Source organism: Roseovarius sp. MMSF_3350 (assembly GCF_030733425.1).
In the GTDB taxonomy this organism is placed as follows: Bacteria; Pseudomonadota; Alphaproteobacteria; order Rhodobacterales; family Rhodobacteraceae; genus Roseovarius.
Window position 1 is genome coordinate 1 of sequence record NZ_JASHIZ010000003.1, and the last position, 20,526, is coordinate 20,526.

The window sequence follows — 20,526 nt, forward strand, 5'->3', positions numbered from 1 at the left end:
CGGCACCGAAGCCGACCCCCGCCCCGGCCTCCGAAACCACGGCCCGCACCCGCACGGCCCCCGAACCGAAGCTTCCCGCCCTGATCGAAGCCGTCAACGCCGCCGGCACGTCCGACTCCGACATTTCGGCTATGGCGGGCGAGATGATACAGGCGCTCTCCGAGGTGCTCGACTTCACCGAGATGTCCGGTCTGCCGCGTGCCGAACAGGAAAGCCGGATCCACGATGCGATCCACGCCCTGTCCGAAAAGCGCAAGATGCACCTCAATGGCCGCGAGGTCGCCGACTTGGTGAAGGCGGTCCTGGCCGACATGCTGGGCCTCGGCCCGCTGGAACGCCTGCTGGCGGACGAGACAGTGACCGACATCATGGTCAACGGCCCCAAACGGGTCTATGCCGAGCGCGGCGGCAAGCTGGAACTTACCGGCGTGCGCTTCCGCGACGACGCGCATGTCCACGCCGTGGCCTCCCGCATGGTCGCCGCCGTGGGCCGCCGGATCGACGAGGCGCAGCCGATGGTCGACGCCCGCCTCAAGGACGGCAGCCGCGTCAACGTCGCCATCCCGCCGCTCGCCATCGACGGCCCCACCATCACCATCCGCAAGTTTCCCGCCGCCCCCATGAAGCTGGAAACGCTCGTGGCCAACGGCTCGCTCTCCGAACAGATGGCGCGCTTCCTCGGGCTTGCGGCCTACCTGCGCCTCAACGTGCTGGTCTCGGGCGGCACCGGCTCGGGCAAGACCACGCTGATGAACGCGCTCTCGGCCTTCATCCCAGCCACCGAACGGCTCGTCACCATCGAGGACGCCGCCGAACTGCGGTTCCAGCAGCCTCACGTGGTCCGGTTCGAGACGCGCCCCCCCAATGTCGAGGGCAAGGGCGAGGTCACCATGCGCACGCTGGTGCGCAACGCGCTCAGAATGCGCCCCGACCGCATCATCATCGGCGAGATCCGCGGCGACGAGGTGCTCGACCTGCTGCAGGCCATGAACACCGGCCACGACGGCTCGATGAGCACCCTGCACGCCAACTCCCCGCGCGAGGCGATGACCCGGATCGAGAGCATGGCGGCACTCGCTGGCTTCGACATGGCCTCGGGCGTGGTGCGCCGGCAACTGGCCGATGCCGTGCAGCTGGTGATTCAGATTTCCCGGATGCGCGACGGCACCCGCCGCATCACCTCGATTTCCGAGGTCGCCGGGCTCGAAGGCGACGTCGTCACCCTCCAGGATCTCTTCACCTTCGAGACCGACCCCGACAGCACCCGCACCGAGGTGCGCGGCACCTACCGCTATTCCGGCTACCGTCCCAAATTCGCCCGCCGCGCGGCCGATTACGGCGTGTCCGAAGATCTCGACGCGGTTCTCGGAGGATAACCCATGAGCCTGTTCCTGATCGTCCTCACCGCTTGCATCGTCACCTTCACCGCCCTCGTGCTGTGCGTGCTGGTCCATACCGACCGCACCCGCCGCCGCCACCAGGCCCGGATGCAGCGCGGCCTCGTCCGCCCCGGCCCCGCGGCGCCCAAACCGCCGCGCCGGACCGTTCGCGACACGCCCGACATCACCGGCCTCACCCCCCGGATAGAGGCGCTGCTGGAACAGACCGGCCTGCGTCTGACGCCCACCGACATCTGCATCCAGATCGCCATCGCCGCACTGTCGATCTACGGCCTTGCGGTGCTCTATGCAGGGCTCAACCCGCTCATCGCGCTGGTACTCGCCGTGGCCCTACCGGTCCTTTTGGCGCTGGTCGTGCTGCGCCACGCCCGCGCCCGCTACCGGGCCGCCTTCACCGAAGGGCTGCCCGAGGCGCTCGACATCTTCGCCCGCGGCCTGCGCGCCGGGCGGCCCATCGCCGATTCCCTGCGCATCGTGGTTGACACCACCACCGGCCCCGTGCAGGCCGAGTTCGCCCGAACCCATGGCGAGATCTGCCTCGGCACCGCCCTGCCCGACAGCCTCGCCGCGCTCTACCAGCGCCTGCGCACCGCCGAGATCGGTTTCTTCGCCGTCGCCACAGCGCTCCAGGCGGACTCGGGCGGCAACCTCGTCGAGACGCTGGAGAACCTCGCCGAGCAGCTGCGCGAACGCCGCAAGCTGCGCAAGAAGGCCCGCGCGCTCTCGTCCGAGGCCCGCGCCAGCGCCATGATTCTCGCGGCGCTTCCCTTCTGCATCGCGCTCGCACTCTTCGTGTTGAACGGCGCCTATCTGAAACCGCTCTTCACCGATCCGCGCGGCCAGGTGATGGCGGCGGCGGCCCTGACCAGCGTGGCACTCGGGGTGTTCGTGATGGCCCGGATGGGACGTCCCGATGTCTGAGACAGCCATGGATATCCTGTCCTGGATGGCCTTCGCCGGGCTGATGCTGGTGGCCCTCGGACTCGGCGCGCTGGTCGACACCGAGCGGCGCCGCTCGGTCCTGATGCTGCGCCTGCGCCGCGCGAGCGGCGAAACGCTGCCCGCCCGCAACGCTGCCCCAAGTGCCGCACCCCGGACAGGCACGCTCGCCCGGGCCGGCGCGGCGCTGCGCCGGATCGTCCTGCGCATGGGCGAACGCCTGTCGGTCATTCTGGGCGGCGAGGCGCGCGACACCGCCGCCGACCTGCGCTCGGCAGGGTATCGCAGCCGCGACGCCCTTCTGGTCTTCGCTTTCCTGAAAACGGTCCTGCCCGTCGGCGCCTTCCTGTCCGGCGGCGCGTGGGTGGTGACCGTCTATCCCATCGGCATGCCTGCGCTCATCCCTTCGGCCATCGTACTGGCCGTGGCGCTCGGCCTGTCGATGGGTGTCGACATGGTGGTCGATTCCCGCCGCCGCGCCCGCATGGGCCAAATCCGCCGCAGCTTTCCCGACCTGCTGGAACTGCTGGTGATCGCCTCCGAAGCGGGGCAAGGCCCGCAGCAGGCGCTGCACCGCGTCGCGCGAGAGCTGCAATACAGCGCCCCCGAGCTTGCCGCAGAGACCCGCCAGCTGGTGGCCGAAATCGGCATGACCAACGACCGCCGCACCGCCTATGACAAGCTGCGCGCCCGCGTGCCACTGCCCGAGATCGCCATCTTCACCCAGGCCCTGGACCAGTCCGACACCTACGGCACGCCCTTCGCCCGCGCCATGCGCAACCTGGTGTCCGAGCAGCGCGCCAACCGTCTGATCGCGATGGAGGAAAAGGCCGCCCGCCTGCCCGTTCTGATGACCATCCCGCTGATCTTCTGCATCATGCCGGCGGTCTTCGTGGTGCTGGTCGGACCCGCAGCACTCTCGATCTTCGACAACATCCTCGCGGGACGCTGAGACCATGATACTGCACCGCCTCACAACCGCCGCCCGCCGCTTCGCCCGTGACACCACCGGCGCCGTCGCCATCGAGTTCATGCTGATCGCGCCGATCCTCTTTGCGCTGATCCTCGGCATCATCACCCTGGGCTTCTACATGGGCGTCAGCCATTCGGTGCAACAGCTGGCCGCCGGCGCCGCCCGCGCCTCGGTCGCGGGCCTGGACGAGATCGAGCGGCGCGACATCGCAACCACCTACCTTGCACAGGGCACCACCCGCTATCCGCTGCTGAAGGATGACGCACTCTCCACCTCGCTGGCCTATTCCGGCACGGCCACGGGCAGCATCACCGTCAACGTCACCTATGCCGCCGAAGGCACGCTGCTGGACGTGGCCAACGGCTTTCTCGGCCTCGGGATCGACACGATCGAGGGGCAGGCCTATGTCGCCTACTGACCGCATCGCCCGCTTTGCCCGCGACGATTCCGGCGTCGTGGCCATCATCGTGTCGCTGATGCTGACCGTGCTCTTCGGGTTCGTCGCGCTCGGCGTCGACGTGGCCGCGCTCTACCGCGACCGCGCCCGGCTTCAGGCCACCAGCGACCTCGGCGCGCTCAGCGCAGTGGCCGACGCCTCCGCCGCCGAGACCCGCGCCATCGACGCCATCATGGGCAACGGCCGCGCCGCCTCCACGCTCTCCGAGCTGCAAACCGGGCGATACTTCCGCAACCCCGCCATCCCCCGGACCGAGCGGTTCGTGCCGCTCGACGCCGGCACCGCCGGCGTGAACGCCGCGCGGGTCACGCTCAGCGACGCCTCGCCGCTCTATTTCGCACAGATCTTCAGCGGCACGCCCACCATCGACCTCAGCCGCAGCGCCCTGGCCACCCGTACCGGCGCGGCCAGTTTTTCACTGAACAGCCATCTGGCCGATCTCGACCCCGCAGCCCTCGATGCGGTGCTGACCGCCAAATACGGCGCCGATGCCGCGGTCGGCGTGGGCAACCTTGCCCTGCTGGCGGAAGCGCAGATCAACCTCGGCACCCTGATGGAAACCCTCGACGCCCTCACCGGCGGTGCCTCGCGCAATCCCGCCGACGTGCTGAACCTCGTCACCTCCGCCGACACCCTGCTCGATGCGCTCGCCTCCGACCTGCCGCCCGCCCTCGTCGGCAGTCTCGCCGGGCTTGCCGGTGCCGTCGCGGGAAAGAAAATAGACGTGGCCGCGGTCGTCGGCGGCATCGACACGCGCCTGGGCCTGACCGCCACCGACTTCCTGACCGAGATCGACGTCTCCGCCCTCGACATCGTCAAGGCCGTCGTCGCCGCCGAAGCGCTCGATCCGGCCGCATCGCTGGGCCTCGACCTCGACGTGGCGGGCATCGTCGGCGTCGACGCACAACTGTCCGCCGGCGAACCGCCCGCGCAGTCCGGCTGGGTCGGGCTGGGCGAGGAAGGCGTGCAATTGCACCGCGCCGCCGCGCGCCTCGCGCTCGATATAGATGTCGATCCCGGCCTGCTGACCGGGCTGGCCGGCGAGGTCACCGCCACCGATCTGCGCGTGCCGCTCTACGTGGAACTCGCCGGCGCCACCGCCACGCTTGACGAGATCGGCTGCAGTGCCTCGCGCGGCACGGACCTGGCCGCCTCCTTCTCGGTGTCGCACACGCCCCTGCACCCGCAGAACGGCACATCCGTCGCGGCGCTCTACCTCGGCACGCTGCCCGCGGGCGCCGGCGCCAGCGACGCGATCGACCCTGCAAGCCTCGGCTTCGCCGATCTGCTGACCGTGCGCATCGCCATCCCGGTGCCGCTCCTGCCCGACCTGGTGCTGGCCGACCTTGTGGTCCAGGCCCGCAGCCACGTCAGCGTCGGCAGTTCCGACACCGATCGCATCACGTTCACTCATGGCGATATGGCCGCCGGCGACACCGTGCGCGGCTTCGGCTCGGAACTGCTGGTGACCAACGCCGTCAGCACGCTCCTGTCGTCCGAGCATACCGAACTGCGCATCAGGCCCGACCAGCAGGGACTTGTCACCGGCCTGGCGGCCCCGGTGGTCAACACCCTGCTCGCCAACCTTCCGGCCCAGCTTCTGGCCGCGCTCACCACGCCGGTCGACGGGGTGGTCGACGGCGCGCTGGCAAGTGTCGGACTGGAACTCGGCGCAGGCGAACTGACCCTGACCGGGCATCACTGCGAACGCGTTCGGCTGGTGCAGTGATGCCGGCGGCCCGTATCAGGCCGCGTGCTGCTTGCGGCGCCCGACCAGCGGCAGGGCGTCCTTGGTGCTGATCTTGGAGGCGGGCTCCTCGGCCTCGCGCGCCATCGACACCACCTCGTCAGTGACGAAGGCGATCAGCTGGTAGCGCGATTCAAGCCCCGATTTCTGATAGATCCGGCCAAGCTGCGATTTCACCGTGGTTATCGCGCTGCCGCGCATCTCGGCGATTTCGCTGTTGGAGAATCCCTTGGCCACGAAAATCGCCACGTCCGCCTCGGCCTGCGACAGGCTCCAGTCCGGCGCGTGGCGCAGGATGACGGTCTCCTTGGCGACGGGTTCACTCATGCCCGGGGCCAGCTTTTCACGGCGCTTCTGCACCATGTGCCGGCTCAGCTGCGTGCAGGCGACATAGGCCACCACCGACGTCAGCGCGAAGAACAGCGCGAAAAGTCCCGACAGCGCCGCAAAGCTCGGCGCGGACACTTCGCCCCCATAGGCGAAATGGACGACAAGCAACGTCTTCAGTGCTGCGATGACCGAAACAAGGACAGATCCGAAAATCCAGATACGTGACATTAATGATTACTCCTGTGCGCGCTGCATTCGGGCCGGACTTTTAATCGGAATTAAGGCAAATTTGAGGAAACCGTTTCCCCGCTACGGACAATTTTGCGGAAATTTCGCGCCTGACGCGCGAGTCGCCCACGACATGCAACCGCAGGCCTCACCTTACCCCGCGTAAACCACGCTCCAGCGCTCGATCAATCCCTGCTGAAGCTGCTTGGCCCGCCGGTTCCAGCTGGACGCGCCCGGCGGGCTCACATCCGACCGGCTGTCGATCGGCGCACGCAGGCTCTCGTTGTGGGTAAAGACGGCAAACGCCAGTTCGGTGCCGTCCGGCGCCGTGGCATACCCCGCCAGCGTGCTGACGAAATACAGCGTCCCGGTCTTCGAGGCGACCTTCACGGGATGGTCGGCCATGATCCCGCCATTGCTGTCGCGCATCCCGAACGGCTTCAGGATCGGCTTCAGCCGCCCGTCCCCGTGCACGCGCGCCAGCCCCCGCGCCATGGCCAGCGGCGTCACCCGCGATGTCTCACCCAGGCCCGAGTGATCGACCAGCATCGCGCCGGTCATGCCCAGTTCCTCTTGCGCCCATTTGCTCATCTCGGCACCCGAGGCCGCGAGGTCCGCGCGCCGGCCCAGCCGCGCGGCGCTGGCGGTCATCCCCACCAGCTCGGCGGTCAGGTTGTTGGAATATTTCAACATATCCTTCAGGATCGGCACCAGCGGCTCGCTCAGATGGCTGACCAGCACCTCGCCCTCGGGTTGATCGTCGAACGTCTCTCCGGCGGTAACCGTCACGCCCTGCGCCTGCGCCAGCGCGGTGAACACCTCGGCGGCATAGTCCCCGGGCCGCCGCACCGGCAGCCAGCGCGCGCCGCCATTGCCCAGCGCCCCCGCCGCCACGGTCCAGCTGTCATGATCGCCCGCGTCCTCGTAGGTATAGACCGGTCCCTTGCGGTTCGTGACGCGCATCCGCGCCACACGCACCGACGGGCGATAGCGACCCGACCGCGCGTCCATCGAGACCGAGTATTCCCCGCCGGAACGCTTCCACTCGAAATGTACCCGGTTGAAGTTCAGGTTCAGCCCCGACAGCGAAGGGTTGTATCCCACGTGCAGGGGCTGCTCATCGTCGATGAAACGGACAAAGGGCAATGCCCCGTCCCAGGCGCGCAGCTTGCCTGTCACCCGGGTCACCCCGGCCGCCTTCAGCCGTGCGGCCATGTCCGCGAGCCCATCGGTGTCCAGCACCGGGTCGCCGCCGCCCGCCAGCACCAGGTCGCCCTCCAGCACACCGTCCTTCACCGGCCCGGTCGCAATCAGCCGCGTCTCAAAGCGATAATCCTCGCCCAGCGTCTCCAGTGCGTAAATCGCGGTGACCGCCTTCATCACGCTCGCCGGCGGCATGCCTGCGCCCGCGTTGTGACCCTCCAGCACTCTGCCGGTCTTCACGTCGATGACCGTGAACCCCACATCGCCGCCCAGCTTGGCGCGCTCGATCAGCGCATCGATGCTCGGGACCGAGCGAATGCGGGCCGCCTCGGCGCCACCCTCGGGGCGCAACTGCGGCCGCAACGAAACCTCGGGCGCATTGGCCATCGCGCCGCCCGCCAGGCTGGCCAGCGCCGTCGTCAACAAAAAACGTCTGGAAATGTCTCTTCGCATGCGCCCAATTAACCCAAGCGTGGCGTGTCGCACAATCGGCAATTCGGCTCTGTCGGCGCCATTGTCGCGGCGCTCCGATCAACTTTCCGAAATATCACCCCAGTCGCCCCGGGCCCGCAGGGCGGTCGACGACAGCGCACTCATCGGCACGTTGACGAAACACCACGCCGGCGCGTCGGCAAAGCGCAACGCCCGCGACTGCCGCGCCGGGATGCGCACCGTGCGATAGATCCGCGCCGGCTTCGACATCCGTGCCGAAATCCGCTGACCGGGACGGGCCAGAACGCCGATCGGCACCGTCTCCATGATCCGCTGCCAGTCCTGCCAGTGCTCGAACTGCGCCAGGTTGTCGGCGCCCATCAGCCAGACGAACTGCACATGCGGCCGCATCCTTTGCAGCACCACCAGCGTCTCGGCGGTAAAGCGCGTTCCGACCTGCGCCTCGAAATCGCTGACCTGGATGCGCGGATGATCGACCAGCGCCCGGCACGCCGCCATCCGCCGCTCCAGCGGCTGCGGGCCCCGCGCCTTCAGCGGGTTGCCGGGGCTCACCAGCCACCACACCCGATCGAGGCCAAAGCGCCGCAGGGCCTCGCGGCTGATATGCACATGGCCGCCATGGGGCGGATCGAACGACCCCCCCAGCAGCCCGATCACCATGCCGGGCCGTGTCATCGGCAAGCGCACACGCATGTCCTTTCCCTCCGCGCTCCCTGAAATCGCCGGGATGCCGCGCGATGTCCAGCCTTTTCAGCGCCGGGCCATATCGCGGGATTCGGCGCAATTTTAGTGATTTAGCCCTTGCGCCGGCACCGGTTGTTAAGCCGCCTGTGGCATGACGCCTCCCAGGTGAGAGACAACAAGGGTATGGGCGTGGCACAAGATGGCAACAGGCCGACCCCGCATTCCCCACATGCGGCGCAGGGGACGGATGCGGACATGTTGCGCCCGCCGCCCTCCGCCGCCGACCTGCCCTATTGCCCGCAATTCCTCAACCGGATCCGGGACGCCGTCATCATCCAGGATATCGAAGGCCGCCTGGAATGGATGAACCCCGCCGCCGAGGCGATGTTCCGCGTCACCCTCGACGCCGTCCGCGGGATCAAGGTGATGGGCCACGTCCTGCCCGATGGCGCCCGGGTCGATCCGGCCAAGATCGCCGCCTTCCGCTACGACATCGACAGCGGCATCTTCCGTCGCGACCACCTCGCCCGGCACAAGCGCGTGGGCGGCGAGACGTTCTGGAACCTGCACAGCTTCACCCTGCTGACCACGCCCACGGGCCACAAGGTCGCCGTCACCTGCCGCGACGTGACCGAAACCGTGGAAACCGAACAGGACCTGCGCCGCGGACAGGCGCGGCTGCAACACGCCGCCCATCACGACACCCTGACGGGGCTCGCCAACCGCAAGCGCCTCTCGCAATACATGGGGTCCGACATCCTGCGCCGCGCGCTGGCCGACCGGCGCGTCGGCGTGCTGCATCTCGACCTCGACAAGTTCAAGGAGATCAACGACACGCTCGGCCACGCCGCCGGCGACGCCGCTCTCCTTCACGTGGCCGACCTCCTGCGCCGCTTCTGCGGCCCGCAGGACCTCGCCTGCCGCATCGGCGGCGACGAATTCGTGCTGGTCTGCCTCGGCATGACGACCGAGGACGCCCTGCTGACCCGCGCCGAACTGCTGCTCGGCGCCGCCCACGATCCGCTCAACTGGAACGACCAGGCCATCCGCGTGGGCCTGTCGATCGGCGCCTGCCTCGCGCAGGACGGTGCCGAAAGCGGCGAAACCCTCATCCATCACGCCGATCAGGCTCTCTACGAGGCCAAGACCCGCGGTCGGGGCCGGGTCATGCTCTACACCCCCGCCCTGGGCCACGTGCAGATCGCGCAGAACCGGCTGGCCCGCGAACTGCGCCTCGCCACCGCCGAAAGACAATTGACCGTGCACCTCCAGCCCCAGCTCGACCTGGCCCGCGGCCGCATCACCGGCTGCGAGACGCTGCTGCGTTGGAACCACCCCCGGCTTGGCCTCCTGCCCCCCGGCGCGTTCTTCGAGACCGCCCGCCGCACCGGCGTGCTGGCCGATCTCGACTACCAGTCGATGCACCTGTCGCTCGACGCGCTCACACGCGTGCACGCGGCCGGCTTCGACGATCTGACCATCGCCCTCAACGTCTCGGCCGAGGCGTTGACCGACGTGAACTATCCCGGCCTGCTGGACTGGGCGCTGCAATCGCGCGGCCTCACGCCCTCGCAGATCTGCGTCGAGATCACCGAGACCACCATCCTCCAGGGCGGCGGCCGCACCATCGCCACCGCGGTCGAACGGCTCAAGCGCATGGGCACCCGCGTGGCGCTCGACGATTTCGGCACCGGCTATGCCGGCCTCGCCCACATCTCGGAGATCGAAGTCGACGAAATCAAGCTCGACCGCTCGCTCACCGCCAACATCGCCACCGATCCGCGCAACCGCGCCATCGTCCGCTCGATCATCGAACTGTGCCGCAAGCTGGGCACCCATGTCACGGCCGAAGGAGTCGAAACCGCCGAACAGCTTCGCCTCCTGCGCGTCGCCCGCTGCCCTGCGATCCAGGGCTTCGTGCTGGCCCATCCCCAGCCCTGCGACGACATGATCGCGTGGCTCTCCGCCAACCTGCCCCTGCCCGCCGGTTTCGGCACGGCGCAGCCCGCCGCGCCCGTCGCCCGCCTGCGCCCCGCCACCTGACGCGTTTTGACCGTTTGAATTCGCCGCCCGGCGCGGTTACATGACGCGCAACGCATTCCCTTCAGGAAGAAGAGCACGGAAAATGGCAGCCTACCAATACGTCTACCACATGCAGGGCGTCTCCAAGTCCTACCCCGGCGGCAAGAAATGCTTCGAGAACGTCCATCTCAGCTTCCTGCCCGGCGTGAAGATCGGTGTCGTCGGCGTCAACGGCGCCGGTAAATCCACCCTGATGAAGATCATGGCCGGCCTCGACACCGATTACACCGGCGAGGCATGGTCCGCCGAGGGCGCACGCGTCGGCTACCTGCCGCAGGAGCCCGAGCTCGACCCCAACCTCTCGGTGCGCGAAAACGTCATGCTGGGCGTCGCCGCCCACAAGGCCAAGCTCGACCGCTTCAACGAACTGGCGATGAACTACTCCGACGAGACCGCCGACGAGATGGCCGCCCTCCAGGACGAGATCGACTCCAACAACCTGTGGGATCTCGACAGTCAGATCGACGTCTCGATGGAGGCGCTGCGCTGCCCGCCCGACGACGCCGACGTCACCACGCTCTCGGGCGGTGAGAAACGCCGCGTCGCGCTCTGCAAACTGCTCCTGGCAGCCCCCGACATGCTGCTCCTCGACGAACCCACCAACCACCTCGACGCGGAAACCATCGCCTGGCTGCAACAGCACCTCATCGACTACAAGGGCACGATCCTGATCGTCACCCACGACCGCTATTTCCTCGACGACATCACCGGCTGGATCCTCGAGCTCGACCGCGGCCGCGGCATCCCCTACGAGGGCAACTATTCCGCGTGGCTGGAGCAAAAGGCCAAGCGGCTGGAGCAGGAGAAGCGCGAGGACAAGTCCAAGCAGAAGACGCTGGAACGCGAACTGGAATGGATGCGCCAGGGCCAGAAGGCCCGCCAGTCCAAACAGAAGGCCCGGATCGAACGCTACAACGAGCTGGCCAACCAGTCCGAGCGTGAAAAGGTCGGCCGCGCCCAGATCGTCATCCCCAACGGTCCCCGTCTCGGCGGCAAGGTGATCGAGGTCGAGGGCCTGCAAAAGGCGATGGGCGACAAGCTCCTGATCGAGGATCTGACCTTCTCGCTGCCCCCCGGCGGCATCGTCGGCGTGATCGGCCCCAACGGCGCCGGCAAATCCACGCTCTTCAAGATGTTCACCGGGCAGGAGCAGCCCGACAAGGGCGAGATCACCTATGGTGACACGGTCGAATTGTCCTACGTCGACCAGTCCCGCGACGACCTCAAGGATGGCGAGACCGTTTGGGAAGCCATCACCGGCGGCGCCGAGATCATCCAGTTGGGCGACGCGCAAGTGAACTCCCGCGCCTATTGCTCGTCCTTCAACTTCAAGGGCGGCGACCAGCAGAAAAAGGTCTCGCTCCTGTCAGGCGGTGAACGCAACCGCGTCCACATGGCAAGGCTGCTCAAGGAAGGCGGCAACGTCCTGCTGCTCGACGAGCCCACCAACGACCTCGATGTCGAAACCCTCCGCGCCCTGGAAGACGCGCTGGTGGACTTCGCCGGCTGCGCCGTGGTCATCAGCCACGACCGTTTCTTCCTCGACCGCATCTGCACGCATATCCTGGCCTTCGAAGGCGAGGCCCACGTGGAATGGTTCGAAGGCAACTTCGAGGATTACGAGGAAGACAAGAAGCGCCGCCTCGGCCCCGACGCCCTGGAACCCAAACGGATCAAGCACAAGAAATTCGCGAGGTGACATTTGGCTTGCAGCCAGATGTCACCCGTGCGCGAAAGCGTTTCCGCAGGAAATGCGTGCGCACCCCGGTAGCAAATCCGGGTGCCACCCTCCACGCCGCCGTCCCGGACTTGATCCGGGACCTCCGGACCCCGAGATCCTCGGGTCAAGCCCGAGGATGACACAAGGCGGGGTGAAACCCCGCCCTACGTCCTGCAATACCTGTAGGGTGGGGTTTCACCCCACCCCCATACATCCCCGCGCATACCGCCCGTCCGCCCTGTCCCGATGCACCGACGAATACGCCCACTCCTCCGGCTCCGCCACGAACCCATGCTTCACCGGGTTCATCCAGCAATACCGCATCAGCGCGGCATAGTCTGCCTCGCCCCGCACATGATGCTCCCAGAACCGGCGCTGCCATATCCCCGCGTCACCCTTGCGTCGTTTGCTCGCCGACCTGCGTAGGGTGGGGTTCCACCCCACCGCGTGTCCCGCCTCCTGCGCCAGGGTGGGGTGGAACCCCACCCTACACCCATCCCGCAAACTGCGCGTGAACCGGGCCTTGATCGCCCCCCACCGGGTCGAGAAATCCGCATCACCTTCCGGCAAGGTCCAGATCGCATGCAGGTGATCCGGCAACACGACCCAGGCGTCGATATGGAAAGGTCGCTCGGCCCGTGTCTGCCGCACGGCAGCGCGCAACCGTTCGATTTCATCCACGAGAAGATGGCTGCCGCGTTCCGCCAGGTTGACGGAAAAGAATACCGTGGCACCGGAAACGCGGGGGCGAAGATAATGCGACATGGCACCATCATGCCGCAAGTTTGGTTAATGAATGGTTGGGGGCGTCTCTCACCCCCCGACCCTCTCCCGCAAAACCTCCTCCAACCTTACCTCCTTCGCCAGATGCATCTGCATATACGTCGCCAGAAGCCGGTTGATCCGCGCGTGCCACCCCTTGCCCATCGCCCGGTAGAACCTTACCACCGACCGATCCAGGTAGAGCGTCACCTTCTCCTTCGGCTCCTCGACCGGCACGTCCATTTCCAGCGTGTGCCACGCCTCCGGGATCTCCTCGGCGATCGTGTCGGGGATCCAGCTTTCCTGCTGCAGATAGATCAGGCTCTGCATCAGGCTGGCACGGGCGGCGCGTTCGGTCTTGGTGGGCATGGCGGGCTCCTCTGTGGCGAGCCTGCATCCTCGCGCAAATCCCTTACCGAAATTTGACCTCACCGCACCGACGCGCTGCCACCCGGATACCGACGCGATACCGACACGTCTTCCCGCGCCCCTCGGGATGCTCTATCTCCCCTTCCCAAGATGCCCGATTTCGACCTTGTCATCCTCGGCGCCGGCCCCGCCGGAACAGCCGCCGCCATGCAGGCCCGCACCCTGGGTCTCAGCGTGGCGCTGGTCGACAAGGCATTGTTTCCACGCCAAAAACTCTGCGGCGGGCTTGTAACGGGCCGCTGTGCAGCGCACTTGGCCGACATTTTCGGCATGCAGATCACCACTGACCTTTTCGAGACCCGGCGAAATTTCGAATTCTACCTGAAAGATCAATCCCTTGGGAATCTCCAGGACGTCCCCCCCCTGCACCTGACCATTCGCTGGGACTTCGATCACCACCTGCTGAAACAGGCCCTTGCCGCCGGCGCCGCCGACTTCACCGGCCATCGCATAGAAGCCTTTGATTTCAAAGAAAATACAATTGATCTGGCCAAGGGCGAACCTCTCACCTACCGACTGCTCATCGCCGCCGACGGCGTGCAAAGCCCCACCGCCAAAGCATTGTTCGGCAAGCCTTTTTCCCAAGACACCATCGGCTTCGCGCTGGAGGTCGAAGGCCCTTCGCAAGCCCCCACCGAGGCCACGCCCATCCGCATCGACTTTGCCGCCGCCGACTGGGGATACGGCTGGTCTTTCCCGAAAAAATCCAGCACGACCATAGGCTTGGGCGGCCTGCACGCCCAAAACCCCGACATGAAATTGCACCTCGCCACCTATCTCGACAAGCTGGGAACCGGAAAGACCGCCAAGGTCAAAGGCCATTTCCTGCCCTTCGGCGCCCCAAGGCCCATCCCCGGCAAGGGCAATGTCCTGCTCGCGGGTGACGCCGCCGGCTTGGTCGACCCGATCACCGGCGAGGGCATCGGCTATGCCATCCACTCCGGAGCCCTGGCGGCCGAGGCCGCAAAAATCGCGCTGGATCAGGGAGGTACCCACCGCGCCCTACCGCTCTACACGAGCGCGACCAAACCGATCCGCCGCTCTATCGCCCAAGCCCGACTACTGCGCCCGCTGATTTTCTCGGCGCGCCTGCAGCCCTTCTTCGCCCGCACCTTCGCCACGTCCACGACGCTCAAGCGCGACTACATGCACCTGCTCTCGGGCGAGATGGAGTATCCCGCCCTTCTTCGCCGCACTGTTTTGCGCCTGCCCCGCGCGGCCCTGCGTTACCTCTCTGCCGCAGCGTCCGGAAACTGAGACTTGACGGTCACGGAATCGCTTGCCCTTCTCCCATTCACTTGTTTTTGATTTCTAAATGCTCATGTGGCGGAATATCGCCATACCCAACTGCCGCCGTTTCGAGGGAAGAAAATCATGATGAATCGCCGCCAATTCGTGGCCACTGCTGCCGCGGTCGCCACCGTGCCCGCACTGCCTGCCGCCGCCCAGACATTCCAGCTCGACCAGAAATACATGCCTCAAGACGTGAACATCTCGGCCCGCTACGCGCCCGGCCAGATGCTGATCCTGCCCAAGGCGCATTTCCTTTACCTGATCACCGAGCAGGGCCGGGCCCGCCGCTACGGTGTGGGCGTCGGCAAGGCCGGGCTGGAGTTCACCGGCCGCGCAACCATCGACGTCAAGAAGAAATGGCCGACATGGCGACCGACGCAGGAAATGATCGAGCGCGAGCCCAAGACCTACGCCAAATTCAAGGGCAATGACTATGTCCAGCCGGGCGGCAAGGGCAACCCGCTGGGGGCGCGCGCACTCTACCTGTTCCAGAATGGCCGCGACACCTATTTCCGCATCCACGGCACCAACGCGCCCCGCTCGATCGGCCGCTCGGTCTCCAACGGATGCATCCGCATGATCAACGAGCACGTGATCGACCTCTACGAGCGCGTGCCGCTGGGAACCGTGGTCACGGTTTTGTAAAGACGGCGCGCAACAAGAGCGCAGACTTTTGCGCAATCGACGGGCCGCCCCGCCTCCAAACTCCCGTCCCGGGCTCGACCCGGGACCTCTTCCTCCGGTGCAGACTGGGATCCGGCCAGGGATCAAAGCCGCTTGGCTTCATTCCGCCCGTTCCGCCAATTCGGCCACCGCCGGCCCCATGGCCTCCACGATCCGGCCGACTCCGTCGGCGTTGGGATGAATCCCGTCCGACTGGAAAAAGCCCTGCAACTCGGACGGATCGCCTTCACCCAACCCTTTGAAGAAGCTCTCGAAATAAAGCGCGCCGAACTCTTGCGACAGCTCGGGATACATCGCGTCGAACGCCGCCTTGTAATCCGGCCCGAAATTGGTCGGCGCCTGCATCCCCACCAGTAGCACGGGCAGGTTCTGGCCCTCCGCCACCTCCAGAATCGTCCTCAGGTTCGCCCGCGCCGCGCCCGGGTCCAGCCCGCGCAGCATGTCGTTGCCTCCCAGCGCCACGATCATCGCGTCAACCTCGGGTGTCAGGCTCCACTCCACCCTTGACGCACCGCCTGCCGTGGTGTCGCCGGAGACCCCGGCATTGATCACCTCTGCCGCAACATCGTTCTCCTGCAACCAGCCCTCCAACTGCGGCACGAACCCGTTTTCCTGTGCCAGACCATAGCCCTGCGTCAAGCTGTCGCCCAAGGCGAGGATCGTCACCGGCTCTTCACCAAAGGCCGGTAAACCAATGAAAACAAGCGCCGCGACCTTGCCCGCCAAGGCCCGGACCCCATATGTGAAACGACTAAAAACGAACAGGCAGAACCCCATGACAGACCCCGTGTTATCGCTGCGCGAGGCCGCGCTTTCGCTGCAAGGCAATGCCGGCCCCGTCGAGATACTTGAGGCGATCAGCCTCGATGTCCACCGCGGCGACACGCTGGGGCTGGTGGGGCCGTCGGGCTCCGGCAAATCTTCGCTGCTGATGCTGATGGGCGGGCTGGAACGCGCCACCGGCGGCACGGTCAAGGCTTTGGGCCACGACCTCACCACGATGTCCGAGGATGCGCTCGCCCGCCTGCGCCGCGACCATATCGGCGTGGTGTTCCAGTCCTTCCACCTTATCCCCACCATGACCGCGCTGGAAAACGTCGCCACCCCCCTCGAACTGGCCGGTAACCCCGACGCCTTCGCCCGCGCCGAGGAGGAACTGACCACCGTGGGCCTGGGCAAGCGCCTGAACCACTATCCCTCGCAGCTTTCGGGCGGCGAGCAACAACGTGTGGCGCTGGCCCGCGCCGCCGCCCCGCGCCCCGATATCCTGCTGGCCGATGAGCCCACCGGCAACCTCGACAGCGCCACCGGCACCGCCATCATCGACCTGCTTTTCGGGCTTCAGGAACGCCACGGCGCCACGCTGGTTCTCGTCACCCACGATCCCGGCCTTGCCGACCGCTGCGCCCGCGTGGCCGAACTCAGCGACGGCCACCTAGCCGAACGACAGCCCATCAAGGCCCGCACGGCATGAAGCTCCGCCTCGCCGCACGCCTTGCCGCCCGCGAACTGCGCGGCGGGCTGCACGGCTTCCGCATCTTCCTGGCCTGCGTGATCCTCGGCGTTGCGGCCATCGCCGCCGTCGGCACCGTCCGCGAAAGCATCACAGAAGGCCTCGCACAGGAGGGTGCAACCCTGCTGGGCGGCGATGCCGAGATCGAGCTGACCTACCGGTTCGCCAACGAGGCGGAGCGCGCGTGGATGCAAGACACCGCCACCCGAGTGTCCGAGATTGCCGATTTCCGCTCCATGGCCGTCATGGGCGAGGAACGCAGCCTGACGCAAGTGAAAGCCGTCGACACAGCCTATCCCCTTGTGGGCGAAGCGAAATTGACTCCCGACATCCCCCTCGACGAGGCCCTCGCCAACGATGGCCTCGTCATGCACCCCACGCTCGCCGATCGCCTCGGTGCCGTGCCCGGCGACACCCTCACGCTGGGGTCGAAGAGCTTCACCCTTCGCGCCCTCATCGAACGCGAACCCGACAGCCGCACGGGGGGCTTCGGCCTCGGCCCCCGCACGATTGTCCTGCGCAGCGCGCTGGACGGCGCAGGGCTCCTGGAACCCGGCACGCTCTTTTCCTCGCATTACCGCCTCGACCTGCCCCCCGGCACCGATCTCGACGCCACGCGGGCAGAGGCCGAGCAAGCCCTCGAAGGCAGCGGCATGCGCTGGTCCGACGCCCGCAACGGCGCGCCGGGCGTGGCCGAATTCGTCGAGCGCCTCGGCGCGTTCCTGATCCTCGTCGGCCTCTCCGGCCTTGCGGTCGGCGGCGTCGGCATCTCCGCCGCCCTGCGCGCCTACCTGTCTGGCAAAACCCAGGTTATCGCCATCCTCCGCAGTCTCGGTGCAGATCAACGCACGATCTTCCTCACCTACCTGATGCAGGTCGCCGTTCTGGGCGTCCTTGGCATCACCCTCGGCCTCGCCCTCGGCGTCGGCCTGCCCGTGCTCCTGTCGCCTATCATCACCGCGCAACTGCCCGTGCCTGCCGTCTTCGCCCCCTACCCGGGGCCGATGGCCGAAGCCGCGATCTACAGCGCCCTCACCATCCTCATCTTCACGCTCTGGCCGCTGGCCCAGGCGCGCGACGTCCGCCCCGCAGCGCTCTACCGCGACGCCGACACCTCCGGCACAATCCCCGGCGCGGGGTTCATCCTGACCACCGCCGCCCTTATCGCCGCGCTGGTCATGGTCGCCGCCTGGTTCTCCGGCAATTCAACCCTCACCTACTGGACGGCAGGCTCCATCGCTGGTGCCCTCGTGGTGCTGGCCCTCGCCGGTCTCGCCCTGCGCGTCGCTGCCCGGCGCATGCGCCCTCTGGCCCGGGGCCGCACTGCGCTCGGCTGGGCGCTCGGCGCCATCGGCGGGCCGCGCAGCACCGCCAGCGCCGTGGTCCTGTCGCTCGGCCTCGGCCTTTCCGTGCTCGCCGCCGTGGGCCAGGTCGACCGCAACCTGCGCGACGCCATCACCCGCGACCTGCCCACCCGCGCGCCCAGCTTCTTTTTCGTCGACATCCAGCGCGACCAGATGCCCGACTTTTCCGCCCGGCTCGACAGCGACGAGGGCGTCACCCGCGTCGACGCCGCCCCCATGCTGCGCGGCATTATCAGCGAAATAAACGGCCAGCCCGCAGCCCAAGTCGCGGGCGACCACTGGGTCCTGCAAGGCGACCGCGGCGTCAGCTATGCCGCCGCCCTGCCCGAGCGCAGCACGCTCACCGCCGGCGACTGGTGGGGCGAGGATTACGACGGCCCGCCCCAAGTCAGCTTCGCCGCCGAGGAAGCCGATGAAATGGGCCTGAAACTCGGCGATCAGATCACCCTCAACATCCTTGGCCGCGACCTGACGGCTGAAATCACCTCCTTCCGCGAGGTCGATTTTTCTACCGCCGGCATGGGCTTCATCATGATCCTGAACGAGTCCGCACTGGTGAACGCCCCCCACAGCTATATCGCCACGGTCTACTCCGATGCGGCCTCCGAAACCGCCATCCTCCGCGACCTTTCGCGCCAGTTTCCAAACATCACAGCAATTTCGGTACGCGACGCCGTCTCCCGCGTCAGCGACCTTCTGGGCAGCCTCGCCTCGGCCACTGCCTGGGGCGCCGCCGCCACGCTGCTCACCGGGTTCATGGTCCTGATCGGCGCGGCCGCCGCCGACGCCCGCGCCCGCAGCTACGAGGCGGCGATCCTCAAGGTGCTCGGCGCCAGCCGCGCGCGCATCCTCTGGGGCCTCTCCCTGCGCGCCGCCCTCCTGGGGGCCGCGGCCGGCAGCGTCGCGCTTGGCGCGGGCATCGCAGGCGCATGGGCGGTCAGTCACTACGTCATGGAAACGTCCTTCGCCGTGGCATGGCCACCCGCCCTCGGCATCGTCGCGGGCGGCGCGCTGATCAGCCTTCTGGCGGGCCTGGCCTTCGCCCTCGGCCCCATTTCCGCCCGTCCCGCCCAGGTTCTGCGCAGCCGCGAATAATCGCCCATCGCGCGCCCCGATCCGGTTGCGGTCCGGCGGCGGGGGTGGCACTCATCCCGCACCCCCTCGCCCCACCGAGTCGTTCAAGGAGTGCCCATGACGGAAACCCTGCCCATCACCGTTTCCTCGCCGCTGACCAACGCGCAGAAGGCCGCGCTCGTCAACCTCGTCCGCCGCGCAGCGAAGGCCGAGATCATGCCCCGCTTCCGCAACCTCGCCGCTGCCGAGATCACCACCAAAGCCGGCCCCGAGGACCTGGTGACCGAGGCCGACCACGCAGCCGAAGCGATGCTCTCGCGCGGCCTGCAAAAGATGTTCCCCCACGCCCTGATCGTGGGCGAGGAAGCCGCCGGTGCCGACCCGTCGCTGCGCGGCAAGCTGGCCGAGGCCGAACTGGCCTTCATCCTCGATCCGGTCGACGGCACCTGGAACTTCGTCAACGGCCTGGCCATGTTCGGCGTCATCGTCTCGGTCACCCGGTTCGGCAAGCCGGTCTACGGCCTGCTCTACGATCCGGTCATGGACGATTTCATCGCCGCCGAAGAGGACGGCCCCGCCGAAATGACCCGCGCCACCGGCCGCGCCCGGCCCGTCTTGGCCTCGCAAGGTGGCGATATCGACAACCTTTACGGCTACATGCACTATTACCTGATGGATCGCGCGGTGCAGGAACAGCTTGCCCCGCTCATGTCACGGTTCGGCCGCATCGGCTCGCTGCGCTGCTCGTGCCACGAATACCGGATGCTGGCGCAGGGCCGTGCCGATTTCCTGCTCTCGGCCACGCTTAACCCGTGGGACCACGCGGCGGGCGTGCTGATCGTCCAGCGCGCGGGCGGCGTGGTGCGTATGCTCGACGGGCGCGACTACAACGCCGGCATCGACACCGGCTACCTGCTTGCCGCGCCTAATGAGCCCAGCTGGCAGAAGCTGGCCGAGGTGTTCAACCCGCGGCTCGCCCCGGCAGCCGAGCCTCCGAAGGCGAAAAAAGGCGACTGATCGGCGCTCTTTTCACCCATGAATTGAAACGTCACGACTGGGTCATTTTACCGGAACCCGGCCCCGCGCCCGGCGTTATTCCCACACTGCATATCGAACGCGCCAACAGGCCTTCGGAACAGGCAAGACGCCGCCGCGAAATGGCCGGCGCCCTGCAAGTGTACCAAATTTCCC

The 20,526-nt window shown here is 67.2% G+C and carries 18 protein-coding genes; 12 read left to right on the forward strand and 6 right to left on the reverse strand.

The features are described 5' to 3' along the window. The 5 genes from RBB31_RS04115 to RBB31_RS04135 form a co-directional block, all read left to right on the forward strand. A partial coding sequence (locus tag RBB31_RS04115) for a CpaF family protein (RefSeq protein ID WP_306127988.1) occupies positions 1 to 1,376 on the forward strand: 1,376 nt, incomplete at its 5' end. A 3-nt stretch (positions 1,377 to 1,379) separates the two neighbouring features. Next, on the forward strand, positions 1,380 to 2,321 hold the full coding sequence (locus RBB31_RS04120; RefSeq protein WP_306127989.1) for a type II secretion system F family protein: 942 nt from the start codon (positions 1,380 to 1,382) through the stop codon (positions 2,319 to 2,321). Beyond that, the gene (locus RBB31_RS04125) at positions 2,314 to 3,291 is read left to right on the forward strand and encodes a type II secretion system F family protein (protein WP_306127990.1); all 978 of its coding nucleotides are present in this window, start codon (positions 2,314 to 2,316) and stop codon (positions 3,289 to 3,291) included. The genes RBB31_RS04120 and RBB31_RS04125 overlap by 8 nt, the downstream gene beginning before the upstream one ends. 4 nt (positions 3,292 to 3,295) lie before the next feature. Continuing rightward, on the forward strand, positions 3,296 to 3,730 hold the full coding sequence (locus RBB31_RS04130) for a TadE/TadG family type IV pilus assembly protein (protein WP_306127991.1): 435 nt from the start codon (positions 3,296 to 3,298) through the stop codon (positions 3,728 to 3,730). Next, a complete protein-coding gene (locus RBB31_RS04135; protein ID WP_306127992.1) occupies positions 3,717 to 5,498 on the forward strand; it encodes a TadG family pilus assembly protein in 1,782 nt (593 codons plus the stop codon). The genes RBB31_RS04130 and RBB31_RS04135 overlap by 14 nt, the downstream gene beginning before the upstream one ends. A 15-nt stretch (positions 5,499 to 5,513) precedes the next feature. Here RBB31_RS04135 and RBB31_RS04140 read toward each other — a convergent pair whose 3' ends face one another. The 3 genes from RBB31_RS04140 to RBB31_RS04150 all read right to left on the reverse strand — a co-directional run bounded on the left by RBB31_RS04140 (position 5,514) and on the right by RBB31_RS04150 (position 8,423). Then, positions 5,514 to 6,074, reverse strand: coding sequence for a helix-turn-helix transcriptional regulator (locus RBB31_RS04140; RefSeq protein WP_306127993.1), 561 nt, complete (start codon positions 6,072 to 6,074; stop codon positions 5,514 to 5,516). Positions 6,075 to 6,227: 153 nt separating this feature from the next. Next, positions 6,228 to 7,730, reverse strand: a complete 1,503-nt coding sequence (gene dacB / locus RBB31_RS04145; RefSeq protein WP_306127994.1) for a D-alanyl-D-alanine carboxypeptidase/D-alanyl-D-alanine-endopeptidase — start codon at positions 7,728 to 7,730, stop codon at positions 6,228 to 6,230. 78 nt (positions 7,731 to 7,808) lie between these two features. Then, a complete protein-coding gene (locus RBB31_RS04150) occupies positions 7,809 to 8,423 on the reverse strand; it encodes a nicotinate-nucleotide adenylyltransferase (protein WP_306127995.1) in 615 nt (204 codons plus the stop codon). Positions 8,424 to 8,669: 246 nt separating this feature from the next. Here RBB31_RS04150 and RBB31_RS04155 point away from each other — a divergent pair, with 246 nt between their 5' ends. Both RBB31_RS04155 and ettA read left to right on the forward strand, forming a co-directional pair. Next, positions 8,670 to 10,457 carry a bifunctional diguanylate cyclase/phosphodiesterase gene (locus RBB31_RS04155; protein ID WP_306127996.1) on the forward strand — a complete coding sequence of 596 codons (1,788 nt, stop codon included), beginning with the start codon at positions 8,670 to 8,672 and terminating at the stop codon, positions 10,455 to 10,457. Positions 10,458 to 10,539: 82 nt separating this feature from the next. Beyond that, positions 10,540 to 12,195, forward strand: coding sequence for an energy-dependent translational throttle protein EttA (gene ettA, locus RBB31_RS04160; RefSeq protein WP_306127997.1), 1,656 nt, complete (start codon positions 10,540 to 10,542; stop codon positions 12,193 to 12,195). A gap of 216 nt (positions 12,196 to 12,411) precedes the next feature. On the opposite strand, the gene RBB31_RS04165 is transcribed toward ettA, so the two are convergent. Next, a complete protein-coding gene (locus tag RBB31_RS04165; protein WP_306127998.1) occupies positions 12,412 to 12,981 on the reverse strand; it encodes a transposase in 570 nt (189 codons plus the stop codon). A 48-nt stretch (positions 12,982 to 13,029) separates the two neighbouring features. Continuing rightward, a complete protein-coding gene (locus tag RBB31_RS04170; RefSeq protein WP_306127999.1) occupies positions 13,030 to 13,347 on the reverse strand; it encodes a BrnA antitoxin family protein in 318 nt (105 codons plus the stop codon). A gap of 150 nt (positions 13,348 to 13,497) precedes the next feature. Between RBB31_RS04170 and RBB31_RS04175 the strand changes: the two genes are divergently transcribed. Beyond that, positions 13,498 to 14,664: a geranylgeranyl reductase family protein gene (locus RBB31_RS04175; protein ID WP_306128000.1), complete on the forward strand. Its 1,167-nt coding sequence runs from the start codon at positions 13,498 to 13,500 to the stop codon at positions 14,662 to 14,664. A gap of 117 nt (positions 14,665 to 14,781) precedes the next feature. After that, complete coding sequence (locus tag RBB31_RS04180; RefSeq protein WP_306128001.1) at positions 14,782 to 15,345, forward strand: L,D-transpeptidase; 564 nt, start codon at positions 14,782 to 14,784, stop codon at positions 15,343 to 15,345. Positions 15,346 to 15,483: 138 nt separating this feature from the next. Here the strand turns inward: RBB31_RS04180 and RBB31_RS04185 are convergent, their stop codons facing one another. Continuing rightward, complete coding sequence (locus RBB31_RS04185) at positions 15,484 to 16,161, reverse strand: arylesterase (protein ID WP_371931288.1); 678 nt, start codon at positions 16,159 to 16,161, stop codon at positions 15,484 to 15,486. On the opposite strand from RBB31_RS04185, the gene RBB31_RS04190 reads away from it, so the two are divergent. The 3 genes from RBB31_RS04190 (at position 16,160) to RBB31_RS04200 (ending at position 20,352) form a co-directional block, all read left to right on the forward strand. Beyond that, the gene (locus RBB31_RS04190; protein ID WP_306128003.1) at positions 16,160 to 16,858 is read left to right on the forward strand and encodes an ABC transporter ATP-binding protein; all 699 of its coding nucleotides are present in this window, start codon (positions 16,160 to 16,162) and stop codon (positions 16,856 to 16,858) included. The two genes, RBB31_RS04185 and RBB31_RS04190, sit on opposite strands and share 2 nt — an antisense overlap. Continuing rightward, positions 16,855 to 19,356: an ABC transporter permease gene (locus RBB31_RS04195; RefSeq protein WP_306128004.1), complete on the forward strand. Its 2,502-nt coding sequence runs from the start codon at positions 16,855 to 16,857 to the stop codon at positions 19,354 to 19,356. The genes RBB31_RS04190 and RBB31_RS04195 overlap by 4 nt, the downstream gene beginning before the upstream one ends. Before the next feature lie 96 nt (positions 19,357 to 19,452). Continuing rightward, entirely contained in the window at positions 19,453 to 20,352 is a 900-nt protein-coding gene (locus RBB31_RS04200; RefSeq protein ID WP_306128005.1) for an inositol monophosphatase, read from the forward strand. Positions 20,353 to 20,526 lie beyond the last annotated feature (174 nt).

Excerpts from the sequence above, each read along its gene's own strand:
- RBB31_RS04120 (WP_306127989.1), top strand. The coding sequence starts at position 1,380 with ATGAGCCTGTTCCTGATCGTCCTCACCGCTTGCATCGTCACCTTCACC.
- RBB31_RS04125 (WP_306127990.1), top strand. The coding sequence starts at position 2,314 with ATGTCTGAGACAGCCATGGATATCCTGTCCTGGATGGCCTTCGCCGGG.
- RBB31_RS04130 (WP_306127991.1), top strand. The coding sequence starts at position 3,296 with ATGATACTGCACCGCCTCACAACCGCCGCCCGCCGCTTCGCCCGTGAC.
- RBB31_RS04135 (WP_306127992.1), top strand. The coding sequence starts at position 3,717 with ATGTCGCCTACTGACCGCATCGCCCGCTTTGCCCGCGACGATTCCGGC.
- RBB31_RS04140 (WP_306127993.1), bottom strand. The coding sequence starts at position 6,074 with ATGTCACGTATCTGGATTTTCGGATCTGTCCTTGTTTCGGTCATCGCA.
- dacB (WP_306127994.1), bottom strand. The coding sequence starts at position 7,730 with ATGCGAAGAGACATTTCCAGACGTTTTTTGTTGACGACGGCGCTGGCC.
- RBB31_RS04150 (WP_306127995.1), bottom strand. The coding sequence starts at position 8,423 with ATGCGTGTGCGCTTGCCGATGACACGGCCCGGCATGGTGATCGGGCTG.
- RBB31_RS04155 (WP_306127996.1), top strand. The coding sequence starts at position 8,670 with ATGTTGCGCCCGCCGCCCTCCGCCGCCGACCTGCCCTATTGCCCGCAA.
- ettA (WP_306127997.1), top strand. The coding sequence starts at position 10,540 with ATGGCAGCCTACCAATACGTCTACCACATGCAGGGCGTCTCCAAGTCC.
- RBB31_RS04165 (WP_306127998.1), bottom strand. The coding sequence starts at position 12,981 with ATGTCGCATTATCTTCGCCCCCGCGTTTCCGGTGCCACGGTATTCTTT.
- RBB31_RS04170 (WP_306127999.1), bottom strand. The coding sequence starts at position 13,347 with ATGCCCACCAAGACCGAACGCGCCGCCCGTGCCAGCCTGATGCAGAGC.
- RBB31_RS04175 (WP_306128000.1), top strand. The coding sequence starts at position 13,498 with ATGCCCGATTTCGACCTTGTCATCCTCGGCGCCGGCCCCGCCGGAACA.
- RBB31_RS04180 (WP_306128001.1), top strand. The coding sequence starts at position 14,782 with ATGATGAATCGCCGCCAATTCGTGGCCACTGCTGCCGCGGTCGCCACC.
- RBB31_RS04190 (WP_306128003.1), top strand. The coding sequence starts at position 16,160 with ATGACAGACCCCGTGTTATCGCTGCGCGAGGCCGCGCTTTCGCTGCAA.
- RBB31_RS04185 (WP_371931288.1), bottom strand. The coding sequence starts at position 16,161 with ATGGGGTTCTGCCTGTTCGTTTTTAGTCGTTTCACATATGGGGTCCGG.
- RBB31_RS04195 (WP_306128004.1), top strand. The coding sequence starts at position 16,855 with ATGAAGCTCCGCCTCGCCGCACGCCTTGCCGCCCGCGAACTGCGCGGC.
- RBB31_RS04200 (WP_306128005.1), top strand. The coding sequence starts at position 19,453 with ATGACGGAAACCCTGCCCATCACCGTTTCCTCGCCGCTGACCAACGCG.